The 15,815-nt window shown below is 46.0% G+C and carries 11 protein-coding genes; 10 read left to right on the forward strand and 1 reads right to left on the reverse strand.

The genetic code is table 11. The annotated features are described in order from the left end of the window. Positions 1–147 precede the first annotated feature (147 nt). Positions 148–939 (reverse strand): type I methionyl aminopeptidase, encoded by a 792-nt coding sequence (map, locus tag JMX83_RS03235; RefSeq protein ID WP_394213606.1) that lies wholly within the window; start codon positions 937–939, stop codon positions 148–150. Between the two features lie 299 nt (positions 940–1,238). Between map and JMX83_RS03240 the strand changes: the two genes are divergently transcribed. From JMX83_RS03240 to JMX83_RS03280, 10 genes are all read left to right on the forward strand, one after another. After that, positions 1,239–2,315 (forward strand): esterase/lipase family protein, encoded by a 1,077-nt coding sequence (locus JMX83_RS03240; RefSeq protein WP_201599097.1) that lies wholly within the window; start codon positions 1,239–1,241, stop codon positions 2,313–2,315. A gap of 27 nt (positions 2,316–2,342) precedes the next feature. Then, entirely contained in the window at positions 2,343–3,446 is a 1,104-nt protein-coding gene (locus JMX83_RS03245) for a lipase secretion chaperone (RefSeq protein WP_201599099.1), read from the forward strand. A gap of 173 nt (positions 3,447–3,619) precedes the next feature. Further along, positions 3,620–3,751 (forward strand): hypothetical protein, encoded by a 132-nt coding sequence (locus JMX83_RS15330; protein ID WP_257785223.1) that lies wholly within the window; start codon positions 3,620–3,622, stop codon positions 3,749–3,751. Between the two features lie 486 nt (positions 3,752–4,237). Beyond that, positions 4,238–4,726 carry an META domain-containing protein gene (locus tag JMX83_RS03250; protein ID WP_201599105.1) on the forward strand — a complete coding sequence of 163 codons (489 nt, stop codon included), beginning with the start codon at positions 4,238–4,240 and terminating at the stop codon, positions 4,724–4,726. A gap of 145 nt (positions 4,727–4,871) precedes the next feature. Then, positions 4,872–5,891: a PD40 domain-containing protein gene (locus tag JMX83_RS03255; RefSeq protein ID WP_201599106.1), complete on the forward strand. Its 1,020-nt coding sequence runs from the start codon at positions 4,872–4,874 to the stop codon at positions 5,889–5,891. A gap of 182 nt (positions 5,892–6,073) precedes the next feature. Then, on the forward strand, positions 6,074–6,730 hold the full coding sequence (locus tag JMX83_RS03260) for an OB-fold-containig protein (protein ID WP_201599108.1): 657 nt from the start codon (positions 6,074–6,076) through the stop codon (positions 6,728–6,730). Between the two features lie 116 nt (positions 6,731–6,846). Next, positions 6,847–8,922, forward strand: a complete 2,076-nt coding sequence (locus JMX83_RS03265) for a flotillin family protein (RefSeq protein ID WP_265089482.1) — start codon at positions 6,847–6,849, stop codon at positions 8,920–8,922. Positions 8,923–9,173: 251 nt separating this feature from the next. After that, complete coding sequence (locus JMX83_RS03270; RefSeq protein ID WP_201599112.1) at positions 9,174–15,377, forward strand: DNA repair ATPase; 6,204 nt, start codon at positions 9,174–9,176, stop codon at positions 15,375–15,377. Between the two features lie 80 nt (positions 15,378–15,457). Continuing rightward, on the forward strand, positions 15,458–15,619 hold the full coding sequence (locus tag JMX83_RS03275) for a DUF2256 domain-containing protein (RefSeq protein ID WP_201599114.1): 162 nt from the start codon (positions 15,458–15,460) through the stop codon (positions 15,617–15,619). Positions 15,620–15,664: 45 nt separating this feature from the next. Then, on the forward strand, positions 15,665–15,811 hold the full coding sequence (locus JMX83_RS03280) for a DUF2256 domain-containing protein (protein ID WP_201599116.1): 147 nt from the start codon (positions 15,665–15,667) through the stop codon (positions 15,809–15,811). Positions 15,812–15,815 lie beyond the last annotated feature (4 nt).

The following is a 15,815-nucleotide window of genomic DNA, read 5'->3' on the forward strand; positions in this document are numbered from 1 at the left end:
TACCGCTTTTGCTTTTTACACACTTTATTACACACTGTGTAAAAATAAAAAAGCCCCAAGAACTCAGTATTTAAGGGGCTTTCAGTCAGTCAGTCAGCAGGATTACATAGTTTTTGCTATATTCTCCGAAAGCGATCTTTTATTGTCTTACTGTGTCAAAAAACTCAAATCTTCTTCAGGGCGCGTGGTAAATACTTCACAGCCATTGTCTGTTACGACCATCGTATGCTCCCACTGAGCGGACAGTTTGCGGTCTTTGGTAATCGCTGTCCACTCATCTGGCAAGATCTTAGTTTGCCATGTACCTTGGTTAATCATCGGCTCGATGGTAAAGGTCATGCCGGTTTTTAGCTCAAAACCAGTGCCTTTTTTGCCGTAATGCATGACTTGTGGCTCGTGGTGAAATTCGTTACTAATACCGTGTCCACAGAACTCACGAACGATACTAAAGCGCTCAGGCTCGACCACTGCTTGAATGGCAGCACCAACATCGCCTAGACGCGCGCCGTTTTTGACCACACTCATGCCAGCATATAAGGCATCCTGTGCGACTTTGCAAATACGCTGCGCCATGATAGAACCATTACCAACGATCCACATTTTTGAGGTGTCGCCATAGTAGCCATCTTTGATGACAGTCACATCAATATTGATGATATCACCATCTTTGAGTAGCTTGCTTTCTGTTGGGATACCGTGGCAGACCACGTGATTGACTGATGTACAAATAGACTTTGGGAAACCATTATAGTTAAGCGGCGCAGGAATAGCCTGCTGCACATTAACGATATAGTCATGAGCGATTTGGTTAAGCGCTTCGGTACTGACGCCAACTTTGACGTGCTCGTCGAGCATTACCAAGACATCACTAGCGAGTTTACCGGCTACGCGCATTTTTTCTATGGCGTCGGCGGACTGGATAAGAGATTTTTTAGTCATCATCATCTGTCTTATAATTATGGGTTTAATGTGGATAGATTATACCATAAATGGATGAATGGCAGTTTCATGTTAAGTGATAGTGAACCTATCATTATTATTGATAATAATTGCTTTACCGCGTGGTAGAGACGGTTGTGACTCTTTAGTCACGATAATATATTCATTTTTTGACAATTTAGTTGAATCTTGTAGAATATATAAGTAATGTAATTTTGCATGCTAAAGGGATTAGCTGCCATCTTTGCCGATATTATGAGGTAAAGATAATCACAATTAATGATAACAAGGATGTTGTTATGACGCTTTCCTCATCTATTCGCGCCGCGCTCACGCCAAAAGCATTTTTGCCAATACTGGGTTCTATCAGTACTGGTGTCCTGTTAATGACGATGCAAACCACCTCTGCTCAAGCGGCAGGCCAATACTATAATTGTGCCAATGCCAATGGCTGTACGCTAGTCGACAGCAAGTATTTTACCTCTAATTATACCAAAACTCAGTATCCAGTGGTCATGGCGCATGGACTTGGCGGCTTTACCAAGCTGTTTGGGGTTTTAGATTATTTCAACGGAATTCCTCAGGAATTGATGAAAGGTGGCTCAGAGGTATACACCACCAAAACATCAGCGGTTAATAATAGCGAAGTGCGCGGCGAGCAGCTGTTACAACAGGTAAAAACCATCACTGCTATCTCAGGCGATCCTAAAGTCAATTTATTTGGGCATAGCCAAGGCGGTATCGATATTCGTTATGTCGCTGGTGTCGCGCCAAAATACGTCGCATCAGTCACAGCAGTATCAAGTCCAGAACAAGGTTCCAAAACCGCCGATTTTGTCAAAAATGTCCTTGAACCAAATAATAATACAGGCACGCCGTCAAACGTCACCACAGAGCTAGTGTCAGGCGTATTTAACCTGATCGGCGGTTTTACCGATGTTGGGTCAGGTATCAGTTTTAAGCAGATACAAGAGCAAGATGGCTGGCAGGCGCTCATGGCGCTATCGACCAGTGGTGCTGCTAAGTTCAATGCCAAATTCCCAGCAGCAATGCCAAAAAGCTACTGTGGTCAGCCGACCAGTACTGCCGCTAACGGTATCAAATACTATTCATTTAGTGGCGTTGGGCAAGTAACGAGCGCCCTTGACCCTAGTGATTATCTGCTTGCAGCAACAAGCGTACCGTTTTTATTCGAGGGAAATGATGGTTTGGTTTCTGCCTGCTCGAGTCGACTTGGTTATGTTATTCGTGATAATTACATCATGAACCATTTGGATTCAGCAGACCAAGTATTAGGTCTGACGGCATGGGGCGAGTCTGAGCCAAAATCTATCTATCGTACTCAGGTTAATCGTCTGAAAAACGCCAACTTTTAAGCTGACTTGTAAAAAGAACTCTCATCTATGTCGAAACATCGCCGTCCAGCCTATTTACCAATCGCTGTCATCGCCGTGGTCATCATCGCCATCGCTGCGGCGGTGATTATGTGGTTTAAGCCAGATAGTCAACGCATGGACACAGCACAATCAGCATCCAATGCATCTGCGGACGCCTCTGAGAGTACGCTATCCACTGCGCTAAATAGTGAGCAAACAGAACAAACCGCTTCAGCCCAGAACCAGTCTGCATTTGTCACTGGGTTGGAGCGTTTGCCGCGCTCATTGAAAGGCACGCAAGTGGACGGCGAAATCATCATCGATGAAAACAAGCAGTTGGTCGTCACTGAAGGTCTACGGCGTTTATTCGATTATTTTTTATCAGCAATAGGAGAGGAGGACGAAGCCGTTATTTTTGCGCGTGTCGAGAGTTATATTCGCCACCACACCCCAGAGCCTGCTGCCAGTCAAGCAGTCGCTATCTTTGGCAAATATGTGGCGTATCTCAAAGCACTGCCTGAGATAGAAAAGCGTTATGGTAATCTGCAATTGCAAGCGACCAAAAATGGTGAGCTAGATTTGAATGCAGTTGCTCAGCAAAAGCAGGATGTGGCTAACTTACGTCAGCAGTATTTTGACAAAACCACCATCGCGGCATTCTTTGGTGCTAGCGATAGTTATGATGACTATAGTATGGAGATGGTCAGAATCAATCAGAATCAGCAAATGAGCGAAGCACAGAAACAAGCCGCTAGACAAGACTATATTAGTCGCTTGCCAGACAGTGCTATCAAAACCAATATCATGCAGCAGGCCAATCTTGGTGAGCTTATGGTTCGTACTGAACAGATGAAAGCGGCAGGTGCCAGCCCTGAAGCGCTATACAATATGCGCCGAGAGCTAGTAGGTGCACCAGCGGCAGAGAGACTGGCACAAGTCGATCAAGAAGATGCCAATTTTGATCAGCGTTTCACTCAGTATCAGAAACAAAAGGAGCAACTATTGAGCCAAAATACCAATTCAGCAGAGGCGCAAACTCAAATAAATCAACTTGAGCAGCAACTATTTGATGACGCTGAGCGCAAGCGCTTGTCCGGTTATGCAGCGTTGCAAGAAACCAAAACTCAGTAAGCATATTTCATTAACATTAATTAACTTACAGCAATATAAGAGATAGGTATGCTAAAAGTGTGAGTAAGCTATGATCATTGGGAGAAGTCAGGCCTGATATCTGTAGCTTTAGTACAATGGTAGTAATCTTTCAATTGAACCAACAGTCTATTAAAACGATTCTAGGAGCTAATATGAAAAACTTAACCAAAGCATTGATGACAGGTATTGTCATGGTAACGGTACTCGTCGGGTGCCAATCGATGTCAAGTATGACAGCGCCCGCGACTGAAGAGCCAAATATTACTGGTACAGATGTGATCTAAGCTAGTTATTAATACGTGTACTGAGGCCTATATGTATTACTCAAGGTTTCGATAAACGATATCAGTCATCAGATGCGATAGTCGCACGATAAAAACACCTCACTATTTAGTGGGGTGTTTTCGTATCAGCTGACATCTGCCAAGAGAAGGTTTAAATAAAACCTCATCAAGAAAAGTGACACCATCGTTGAAAAATAGCATTGATAGTAAATATCAGTAGTTAGTAGTTAGTAGTTAGTAGTTAGTAGTTAGTAGTTAGTAGTCAGTAGTCAGTAGGATGTATGAGGCAAAAAATATCCGCCAAGTGCTTACTCAATTGATAATGACAGTCACTGGTGAGTCAGACAAAATATCGCTACTGTCTGAAACAGTGAATAAGACAATCAACCATAATAAATCAAAATTCTGAATGCGCTTGTTGGGTCTCGTGTCAAGTAGGACCTTATGCTCAGCAAGATTTTTGGATTCAATAAAAAAGGAATGTATATGAAAAATATGACGAAAGTGATGATGGCAGCTACCTTTTCAGTTAGTGCTCTTGCGGCTGGTTGCCAGACAACGGCTACCTTGCCTGCGCCAGCCAGTCAGCCCGTCACTGTAGAGGCGTTACAAGCGCACAATTGGCAGTTGGTTGATGCCAAACGTAGTAACGGTGAGCAAGTGTCTCAGCTGTTCTTTGATCCAGCCAAGCCTTTAACGTTAAGCTTCATGAACGACAATGGTAGAAACTACGTGGCATTTATGAACACGTGCAACAATATGAGCGCGGGCTACAGTGTCGTCAATGGTGATGTACAGATCAAAAACGGCATCAGCACAATGATGGCCTGCCCTGAACCACAAGCCAGCTTTGATACAGCGACCCTAGCAACGGTACAAGGCAAATACAGCCTCAGTAAAAATGCCAAAAATGTCCCTGTCTTAACCATCAAAAATGACAATCAAGTGGCTTACTTTAAAGCCGTCTCTAAATAAGCGAGCGATGTATAAATACGCTGGTTAGATTTGATAAGGCCTCACTAATATGTGGGGCCTTTTTTTGTCCAAAGTTTGTCGAATTTTACGCTACACTAGAGTGATGCTGCTGTCATACCTTAGCGATTTTATTGGATACTATTTTATGTTTAAAACCATTATGTCAAAACCAACCACGAATAACATCACGATAAAAGGGGCGACGACGATCGCTATATTGGCGGCTCTCACTGGCTGTCAGACACTGCCGAGTGCTGAAATGAAAAAACCGACCAGTACAGTGGATAGCAATCCACTGACCGCTGCTATGCCTGCCGTTGATCGTCAAGGACACATTGCTTATGTGGAAGAGCAAGGGTCAGGGAGCGCCAAAGTATCGACACTCTATAGCATCCGTCCTGATGGCAGTAATCGTCAGCTCATCGATCAGATCACAGGTTATATCTATGCGCCAGCGTGGTCGGCTGATGGGCAACTGCTTGCTTATAGCAAACAAGCCCCGCGTGAGCATCCTAAAATATATATTTACGACCGCAGCAGCAAGACGCGCAATCTGGTCGTCAATGTCGAAGGCAGTAATATGTCAGCGTCATTCTCACCTGATGGCCAACACCTGCTCTATAGCTCAACTGTCGGTGGTAATGCTGATATCTATAAGATGCGCCTGAGCGATGGCGAAACCAAGCAATTAACGGCACTACCGAGCACTGAGGTACAGCCCAGCTATGCAGCTGACGGCAAAAGCTTTGTCTATACCAGTGACAAAGTCCGTGCTGGGCGCCCACGTATCTACCGTTATCAGTTTGCAACGGGTCAAGCCACGCCTGTACCGACCAATGGCTATGTCGCCAGTCCCCAGCTAAGTATGGATGGTCAGCGCATGGCTTACCTAAACGGTCGTAAGGCGGCTGTTATGACGCTGGCGACTGGACAAGTGATCAATCTGGCAGAAACTGGACTCGATGAACCGGCACGTCTATCTCCTTCTGGAAGTTATGCGGTCTATCCAACGCGTCATTCAAAAATCAGCGGGCAAGTAGGCGATCAAAGTTTAGGAAGTCAAAAAGGTGGCGATTTGGTTATTCATTCGCTCTTGGGTAACACAAGTTACGCTATCAATAGCCAAAATGCTGGCGTCGTACGCTCACCGATATGGGGTCGTTAATAGCAACAGCTATATATTATGTAATGAAATGTATATATAATCATTAATAAAGGAACATAAGTTGATTCTGGAAATAGAAATATAACGGCATCAAGTCGAGCAATCGTCATTCATGTCATACCAAGCTATGTAACTGAGTCATTAAGATACTAGATTAAGTGAGTAAAGGGAGAAGAGGTGTCATGCAAGAAGCTTTTTTAGTATTTATCACTAAAATCAGTTTATACCCCACGATTATTTTTACGGGGCTTGTGATGTTTGTCACCTTATATTGGGTCGTATCACTGCTTGGTATGACAGATATGGACAGCGTCGATCTTGGTGACGCAGGCGGTGATGTGGATGTCTCCAACTTATCGTCAACAGGTTTTTTCACGGGTCTCATGCTGAAGTTTGGCCTTTATGGCGTCCCTCTCATTATCATACTCAGCTTAATTAGTTTGATTGGTTGGCTGCTGAGCTATCTGTACACCAGCTTTTTACATCAAAACGTTGACTCAGGCATTCTGTATTACCTGTTCGGCACAGGGGCACTCATTTTTGTCTTGGTTGTGTCCATGTGGTTGACTGGTCTTATCATCTCGCCCATCCGCAAAAATATCGCCAAAATCCCCAAGCGCAATTCGTCTAGTAATGTGGGCAAAATCGCTGTGGTACGCACGCTCAGTGTGACCGACAAGCATGGCGAAGCTGCGCTCAATGATGGCGGTGCAGGATTGATACTCAAGATTCGCTCAGATATGAGCGACAATCAGCTAAAACAAGGCGATAAAGTAGTGTTAGTAGAATATTTAGATAATACCAACACTTATCGCGTAACGCCTGTTAAAGACAAATAACGCTCATCAATGATATTGGTCAGTGAACGATGGCTCAATAATATAAAAAATAAGTATTTGGTAAATATAGTAAGGGTTTTAAATTCGCTTGGAATGTTTTAATTAAAGGAATGGATATGGATATACTCATTATCGTCGGCGTGGTTGTGGTGCTGGCGTTTGTTTTTATGATGGTTGCGCTTTTGATGCTCAAAGCCTTTTACGTCAAGGTTGAGCAGGGCAAAGCACTGATTATCAACGGCGTGAGTAAAATCGCCGTACGTTTTGATGGTGGCTTTGTTTGGCCAGTCATCAATAAAAAAGAGCTGATGAAAATCTCGCTGATCACCCTAGAGGTGGACAGACGCGGCAAAGAAGGTCTGATTTGTGCGGACAATATGCGTGCGGACATCACAGTCGCATTTTATCTACGGGTGAATGAAACCGAAGAAGATGTGCTCAAAGTCGCCAAATCCGTCGGCGTCGAGAGAGCGTCTGATAAAGTCGCGGTCAATGAGCTATTCAATGCTAAGTTTTCAGAAGCGCTAAAGACCGTCGGTAAGCAGATTGATTTTGTCAAACTGTTCGAAAACCGCAGTCAGTTCCGTGACAGTATCGTCCAAGAAATCGGTAACGATCTCAACGGCTATGTCTTAGAAGATGTGGCGATTGACTACCTAGAGCAAACGCCAAAAGTATCGCTAGACTCAAGCAATATCCTAGATGCTGAGGGTATCAAAAAAATCACTCAGCTAACGGCATTTCAAAACGTCATTACCAATGAGCTTGAGCGTGACGAAGAGCTGGCGGTTAAGAAAAAGAACGTCGAAACCCGAGAGGCAATGCTGGAGCTAGAGCGTCAACAAGCCGATGCCGAAGCCAAGCAAAAGCGTGAAATCTCATCAGTAATCGCTCGTGAAACCGCTGAAACTCGCAAGATTGAAGAAGAAGAACGCAAAAAGTCAGAAACCGCCATCATCATGGTAGAGCAAGATTTGGCGATTCAGCGTGAGAACCAGCAACGTGAAATCGAAGTGGCGGGTCAGAACCGCTTACGTGCTGTGGTCATCGAAGAAGAAAAAGTCACGCGTGCTCGCGATCTAGAAATCGTCTCGCGTGAGCGTGAAGTTGACTTGCAACGTATCGAAGCCGAGCGCGCGATTGAGCTTGAGAAAAAAGAAATCGCCAACGTCATTCGTGAACGTATCGCGGTCGACAAAACTGTGGCGCAAGAAGAAGAGCGTATCAAAGAGGTTCGCGAAGTCAGCGAAGCGGAGCGCTCTAAGCAAACGCGCGTACTGGCTGCCGAAGCAGATGCTGAAGAACTCAAAGTGCGTCAGGTGAAAAAAGCGGAAGCCGAAGAGCTATCCGCCAAGCATAAAGCTGTCGAGATTACCACGCTGGCTAATGCCAATCTGGAAGCCTCCGCGAAAGATGCAGAAGCCAAAATCAAAATGGCAGAAGGTATCAAAGCAGAAGAGTCAGCGCATGGCTTTGCTGAAGCGGCGATTCAAGAAGCCAAATCAGTATCGCTTGAAAAAGAAGGTATTGCGAGAGCGAATGTCATCAAGGCAACTGGACAGGCTCAGGCTCAGACAGACCGTGAAAAAGGGATGGCTGAAGCCGAAGTTATCGCGGCTCGCGGTGCGTCTAAAGCAAAAGCCGAGCGTGACATCGGTATGGTCGATGCAGAGATTGTTGCCGCTCGCGGTGAATCTAATGCCAAAGCCGAGCGTGATGTCGGTATGGCCAATGCTGAAGTTATCGCCGCTCGCGGTGAGTCAAACGCCAAGGCAGAGCGTGACGTTGGACTGGCAAAAGCCGAAGTCACTCGTGCGCACTTCCAAGCCGAAGCAGATGGTCTGGTCGAGAAGTTCAATGCCATGGGTAGCATGAGCAAAGAAGCACGTGAGCACGAAGAGTTCCGCATGGGTCTTGAGACCGCGCTACAAGAAGCATTGGCATCTATTGACGCAGGTAAAGAGATTGCCAAAGAAAACGCCGAAGTCTTGGCAGTGGCGCTCCAAAAAGCCAAAATCGATATTGTCGGCGGTGAAGCGCACTTCTTTGACAACTTTGCCAAATCATTGTCGATCGGTAAAGCCATTGATGGCCTAGCGGGTAAGTCAGACACGTTAAGCGGTATTATCAATGGGGTTATGGCCAATCAAGCCATGAAAGCCAACCAGTCAAATGATGACAGAACCGCTTAAGTGATGTGTGACTGGTATACATGTCAGTATTTATAAGCATGCTGCATTTATAAGCAAGCTGTCATTTAGGTCGCAGCGTGCTATGACCCATTCGCGCTAAGCGTGTTAAAGCGCGATAGCCAACTCATTATTCATGATGAGTTGGCTAATCTAAAAAATCGCATCACTTCTACTGATTTTTTAGATTAGCCAAGTGCTTCTTTACCTTCAATGATTCCTTATTGCCAAAATATAAAAATGGACGAGCAACGATGGCGGACACGCAAAACCCAACCAATTCAGATAGTAAAAGTGATCCCAACGCTAACCAAGCAAACCAAACCGATCAGGCCGTTGCCTCCGGTAATGCTTATGAGCTCATCAAAAAACGCCTAACAGAGCAGGGCAGTCGTCTAGAGCAACTGACCGCCAAACTAAATGCTGCACGCCTGACGGAATTTGGCAGCACTCAAATGCAGGTGATTGCCCGCACGCGTATCCGTACCGAGCATAACTGTGTGGCACAGGATATGGTGCAAGTTGGCGATTATCTGCTATTTGGCTACAACGTGTTTATGGGGCTAAAGCGTGCCAGCAATGTTAAGGATGTACTGTCGCTATATCGCTTGATAGATCCTGCTGATAAAGGCGACAGCGATGAGAGTCAGAAGGGTAATGGTGGTGATAGTGCGGAGCAAGAGTATCAGCTCGAAGAGGTCGATTTAAAAGGAACGTTTTTAGATCAAGATGCCTTTGTACAAGACTTCAATGAGCTCTATCGCTATTACAAGCAAACACGCCTGATTCAACTGACTGTTAAAGACAGCAAGTTGCTATTGGCATTTCAGATTGGCGAACGTATCACTGATATTCGCGTGTTTCGTTTTGCATTAGACTTTAGCCAAGGCACACCAGAGTCTGCTCAAGTCGCCTACGTGGACAATCGCGGCGAGCGTGATATTGAGTTGCCACCTGCCTATGACTTTGATTGGATCGAGACCACGCGCGATCAGATGGTTAATGGTAAGTATCCACACATGAATATCTTGGACACGATATTTGTGGAAACGGTCGGCGGCGATTTGACCATTAAGATTGAGGACAACACCCAGTCAGGGAATGGTATCTATAGCGAGCCTGTCAATGATCGCACCCAGTCGCTGACCGATGCTGAGATTGCTTACGCCAAGGTTGGCAGCTTAATCCTCCTCAAAATATTACCATACCGCGAAGATCATTACCGCTATTTTGTTTATAACACCTTGACCGAAGCGGTGCTGCGTTTGGATGCGATTGGTCAGTCCTGCGTACAGTTGCCCGAAGACCACGGCATTATATTTCCGGGTGGCTATTATCTACAGACGGGCGAATATAAGCTGTTCGATGCCAACAGTGTCGGTGCCAAAAATTTAAAGTTTAAGCGCAAGATTATCTCGACCAATGGCGAGGATGTTTTATTTTTATTTTATGACAGAGAGCTGGGTATCACGGGGCTGTTTCCTTATAACCTGATCAAAAAACAACTGGCAAACCCGATTTATTGTAATGGTATGGCGCTGGCAGACAACGGTCGCTTGGTGCTGTTTAGTGATCAAAGTGAGCCATCGCGCATTCATCCGATGCAGATATGGCACACCCCCTATGCCTCGCCTGAATATGTGAGCGAGTTGCCTGAGAGTACTAGCTTCTACGGCAAAATCGGCAACAAGGAACTGGTGCGCGGCATCTCTGATCTTTATAGCATTACCCGCTTGATTGATAACCAAAGCGTGTCGCAAAAACTCTATGAAGAGCTGTCGGACAATACCAGCAGATTGTTTGATAGCTATTATTGGCTGTCTGAGCCTGAGCTGGGCGACGTCGCCAGTAGTATTAAAGAGGTGACAGCGACCGCTGAGCTGGTCATTGATGAATTTGCCAAAGTTCAAAGTATCCAAAAGCAAACCCAAACCGCGCTCGCCGATGCCGAATCTCAGCAAAATGAGATTTTGCGACAGATACGCGTCACGACATTTGAGTCTGCCAGCGATTATGTCGATCAGCTGTCGGCATTAAGACGACAAAAGGGTCGCTTGGTCAGCTTGGAAGATTTGCGTTATTTAGACAGTGATAAATTAGAAGCGTTGCAAGCGCAGCTAGAAGAAGCGGAAAGCGAGCTTGCCGAAAAAACCGTACTGTTTTTAAGCGGTGATAAAGCGTTATCAAGCTACGAAGGGATATTAGTCGATGTCAGCGAGCGTCTAAATACGGCGGAGACCAATGCTGAGTTAAAGCCAGTGTTGGATAAAATTGACGACACGGCGCAAGGGTTAGACTTGTTGACCGAGCTGCTCGGTACGTTGGATGTTGCTGACGCCACCGTGCGCACCCAAATCATCGATGACATCTCGACTATTTATGCCAGCCTCAACCAGAGCAAAGCCAAGCTCAATCATAAACGCAAAAACTTAGGATCGGCAGAAGCGGTCGCGCAATTTGGCGCGCAGTTTAAGCTGTTTGGTCAGTCTATTGCCAATGCTTTATCGATTGCTAATACGCCTGAGAAATCAGATGAGCAAATGGCAAAGCTGCTCGTACAGTTAGAGGAATTAGAAAGCCAGTTCGCTGATCCAGAGACCAATAGTGGCGATCAGTTTTTAGCCGATATCATCAGCAAACGTGAAGAGATTTACGAGACCTTTGAAAATCATAAGCAGCAACTACTCGATGCCCGCAATCGCAAAGCACAAAACCTAGGCGATGGCGCGCTGCGGATGCTTGAGAGTATAAAAAAACGTACGCAAAGCACAGGTGTCACGGGCTTTACTGAGGAAGAGGCGCTCAATACTTACTTTGCCTCAGATGGATTGGTACAAAAAGTCCGCAATATGGCAAAAGAGTTACAAGCGATGGGCTTTAGCGTCAAAGCCGATGACATTGATGCGCGCCTAAAAGCCATTCAAATCGAGAGCTACAAGAGTCTAAAAGACAAGTCAGACTTGTTTGAAGATGGCGGTCAGATCATCAAGCTTGGCAAGCACCGTTTTTCGGTTAACACCCAGCCATTAGATTTAACCTTACTCAGTCGTCAGCAATCAGATGGCAAGCGCGTGCTCAATTTGCACCTGACGGGTACCGACTATTATGAAGTACTTAACAACGCTGAGTTAAATGCCTTGCGTCCGTATTGGGAGATGAATATCGCCTCCGAGTCCGACAAGGTATACCGCGCTGAATATCTGGCGTATAGCATCATCGAGAGTGCCAAAAATAGCCAAGATGGTCTGACCGAAACGCGCCTATACCAAGCATATGACGAAACCGTCATTACGTTAGATATCAATGGTGATATCGATAATGACAGTCCGCTAGCAAAACTGGTCAAAGCCTATGCCACCCCGCGTTATCAGCTCGGTTATGACAAGGGCATTCATGACCATGATGCCACGCTGCTGCTGATGCAGATATTGCCAACGCTGCGAGAAGCGGGTTTATTGATTTATACGCCGCAAGTACGTGCTTTAGCACAGTTGTTCTACTGGCAGTTAAATATTGTGCAAGCGCTTGGCTTAGATAGCCTACGTCAATTTGGCTACGACAATTGGCTGAATGAGTCAGTGCTGATCCGTGCAAATGACTGGACGGATAGAGCCGCTACCGCCGAGCAACTGCGCCGTACACTCGGTAGTGATACGGCCAAATCCCTACTGGTCGAGGACATGAGCCAAGTGATGCACCGTTTTGTCGCGGCCTATCGTGACGAGCGTATTAGCAGTAATAATGATCCTAATAAGCCTTCAAACGCTGCATTGGAGTCAGAATCAGATTCAAAGACCAGCGATATTCATAACACCAATATTTTTAAACCAAGCTATGTACAGCTTGCCTGCGAATACTTAGTCAGTGTCATGGGGCAGTCAGCTGAGCCAAATGCTGGCGCATATAACACAATGAACTGGCAAACCAGTAGGCAGGCCGAGCAGTTGTGCGAGCAGCTGAGCCAAACGCTGAGTAGTTCGCCCGTCAGCACGCAAAGTAATGCCAGTTTTGCACATCTACAATCTTCAATTGGTAAGCTTGGCTTCCAACCAAAATCAGCCTATGAGCTATTAGCCACATGGTTTCATGCGTTACTTGATAAGACTTACAGTAATAGTGAGTCGGCTAACGCAGCAGATGATAGCCTGAACGAGGCAGGTGAGGCGCTTAGTGAAACGCAGCTTGCTGAGCATCAAGAAAAAGACGCACTACGCAAGCAGCAACTAGAGAGCGGTCGTCATTATGTGCCAGAAGCGATTGCTGTACTACTCACTCAACTGAACGATGCGCAGCGTGAAGCTTTGGTACAGCGTCTGATTGATTCGGGGGCGAGCTTTGATAAAGGCGGCGCAAATAAAAGCACAGCTAATGCCGCTTCCACCTTATCGTTCTCTTCACCTCAAGCGTCATCATCAACGTCACTGACCAGTATCAATAACCCGCTCAATCAAGTGCAAAGCTTTGCGCGTCATACGGGTAAGGTGTCGCTTGAGATACAAGTTAACGGTTTATTGGGTGAGCATTCGCGTATTCATCAGCAGAGCTTAACCTTTGCCGTTGATGACTTTTTAGATCGTTTGCATCATCATGATACCCAAGTGATTCCAGCCTATCGACGTTATCTGGCGATGCGCTCAGAGATATTACACGCGTCAAAAGAAACCTTGCGACTGGACGAATTTATGCCGCGTCCATTATCCTCATTCGTGCGTAACCGTCTGATTAATGAGAGCTATCTGCCACTTATCGGAGATAACCTTGCCAAACAGATGGGCACGGTCGGCGAGGATAAGCGGACGGATTTGATGGGTATCCTCATGATGATATCGCCACCAGGATATGGTAAGACCACCTTGATGGAGTACGTGGCCAATCGTCTCGGCCTTATCTTTATGAAGATTAATTGTCCATCACTCGGTCATGACGTCACCTCATTAGATCCTGAAAAAGCCCCCAATGCCACGGCAAGAGAAGAGCTGAATAAAATAAATTTAGCCTTTGAGATGGGCAATAACGTCATGCTCTATCTTGATGACATTCAGCATACGCACGCGGAGTTTTTGCAAAAATTCATCTCACTCGGCGATGGGACACGCCGTATCGATGGTGTCTGGCAAGGCAAGACCAAAACCTATGACATGCGTGGCAAAAAGTTCTGTGTGGTCATGGCGGGTAACCCGTATACCGAGAGTGGCGAAGCCTTTAAAGTGCCTGACATGCTCGCCAACCGTGCCGATATCTACAACTTAGGCGATATTATGAGCGGTATGGAAGATATATTTGCCCTCAGTTATATCGAGAACTCACTAACTTCTAATAGTGTCCTCGCACCACTAGCAAACCGTGACCTAAGCGATGTACATCGCTTGATTAAAATGGCAAAAACAGACAACGCCAACCTCGCCCAAGCGCAAAGCAGCGATCTAACCTATCCGTATAGCACCTCAGAGATTAACGAGATTGTCGCCATCTTGCGTCATATGTTTGCCGTGCAAGCAGTCATTTTGGATGTCAACCAAGCCTATATTGCCTCCGCCTCGCAAGATGATAAATATCGCGTTGAGCCGATATTTAAGCTACAAGGCAGTTATCGTAATATGAATAAGATGACCGAAAAGCTGTCAGCGGTCATGAATGAGAATGAGCTAAACCAGCTGATAGACGATCACTATCTGGGCGAGTCGCAGCTATTGACCCAAGGCGCAGAGAGCAATTTGCTCAAGCTTGGCGAGATGCGCGGCACCTTAACCGAGGCAGAAAAAGAGCGTTGGGCGCAAATCAAAGCGGACTTCTTACGTAACAAAGCCATGGGCGGCGAAGACGGTGATACAGGCGCGCGAATCGTCGCGCAGTTGGTCGACTTGGCGAGTGGTTTCAATGCCATCAGTCGTCAGTTTGAGACGTACTTAACCAAAAATGATCCAGAGCAAATCGCTCGCTTACGAGAAGCAGAGCGTAAGGCCCAGTTAGAGACTCAGATGGAGGCGCAGCTAGCCTCACAAAAAATCCTCGCCGATAGCGTGATCAATAACGCCAAAGTCGTCAGCGATAGCATCGATAATGGCTTTGAGAAAAGCGTGAGCCAATTGCTACAAATATATAAGCACGACCACAAAGCAGAAGGCGAATACCTCAAGCAGAACCAAGACGTGCAAAAAGAGTTGATGGTGCAGCTGGTCGATGCCGTGGAGCAATTGGCACACAATATGGCGGATAGCTTGTCTCGTAGCTTAGCCGAAAGCCTGATTAAGACTGATGACAGTAAAGCCGTAGAGAACGATGCGCCTGATATTCATGAGCAGACCACACTGATGGCAAATGCCCTCAAGCAAGCGCTGGCACCACTAACGATGCGCATGGATGAGAAGCTAGCGATTGATAGCAGTACTGATCAATCTGGTAAGCTGATCGTCAACAGTCTCAATCGCCTAAATAAAATATTTGACGATTATGACTAGTAACTGTGACTAATAGCAATGATACGTAGTAGGCTATAGTGACACGTGACTGATGTCGTAAACAAACCAATGAGAAATGTATGGCGCACAAAAAGAAAAACGTCCGAAAAAAACTCTGCCCCGTCTGCGAGCGTGAGTTTAGCTGGACTAAAAAGCTCGATAAAAACTGGGATAGTATGGTGTATTGCTCAGACCAATGTCGCCGTATCAAGAAGTATGAGGGCGTCGAGCATCAGAAGTAAGATCTCACCACAACACAAATAGTCAAAAGTAGATGGGAGCAAACCATGGCACATAAAAAAGTAAACCTACCGCAAAAAACCTGCCCCGTCTGCCAGCGTCCGTTTACGTGGCGCAAGAAGTGGGAGAAAGACTGGGAGCAGGTGGTGTATTGTTCTGAGCGGTGTCGGCGGGGGAAGGCAAAAAGCGAATAGCTAA

The organism is Psychrobacter piscatorii, assembly GCF_904846415.1.
Lineage (GTDB): Bacteria > Pseudomonadota > Gammaproteobacteria > Pseudomonadales > Moraxellaceae > Psychrobacter > Psychrobacter piscatorii.

Bases quoted from the DNA above. Each gene is read 5' to 3' on its own strand.
- map (WP_394213606.1), bottom strand. From the start codon at position 939: ATGACTAAAAAATCTCTTATCCAGTCCGCCGACGCCATAGAAAAAATG.
- JMX83_RS03240 (WP_201599097.1), top strand. From the start codon at position 1,239: ATGACGCTTTCCTCATCTATTCGCGCCGCGCTCACGCCAAAAGCATTT.
- JMX83_RS03245 (WP_201599099.1), top strand. From the start codon at position 2,343: ATGTCGAAACATCGCCGTCCAGCCTATTTACCAATCGCTGTCATCGCC.
- JMX83_RS15330 (WP_257785223.1), top strand. From the start codon at position 3,620: ATGAAAAACTTAACCAAAGCATTGATGACAGGTATTGTCATGGTAACG.
- JMX83_RS03250 (WP_201599105.1), top strand. From the start codon at position 4,238: ATGAAAAATATGACGAAAGTGATGATGGCAGCTACCTTTTCAGTTAGT.
- JMX83_RS03255 (WP_201599106.1), top strand. From the start codon at position 4,872: ATGTTTAAAACCATTATGTCAAAACCAACCACGAATAACATCACGATA.
- JMX83_RS03260 (WP_201599108.1), top strand. From the start codon at position 6,074: ATGCAAGAAGCTTTTTTAGTATTTATCACTAAAATCAGTTTATACCCC.
- JMX83_RS03265 (WP_265089482.1), top strand. From the start codon at position 6,847: ATGGATATACTCATTATCGTCGGCGTGGTTGTGGTGCTGGCGTTTGTT.
- JMX83_RS03270 (WP_201599112.1), top strand. From the start codon at position 9,174: ATGGCGGACACGCAAAACCCAACCAATTCAGATAGTAAAAGTGATCCC.
- JMX83_RS03275 (WP_201599114.1), top strand. From the start codon at position 15,458: ATGGCGCACAAAAAGAAAAACGTCCGAAAAAAACTCTGCCCCGTCTGC.
- JMX83_RS03280 (WP_201599116.1), top strand. From the start codon at position 15,665: ATGGCACATAAAAAAGTAAACCTACCGCAAAAAACCTGCCCCGTCTGC.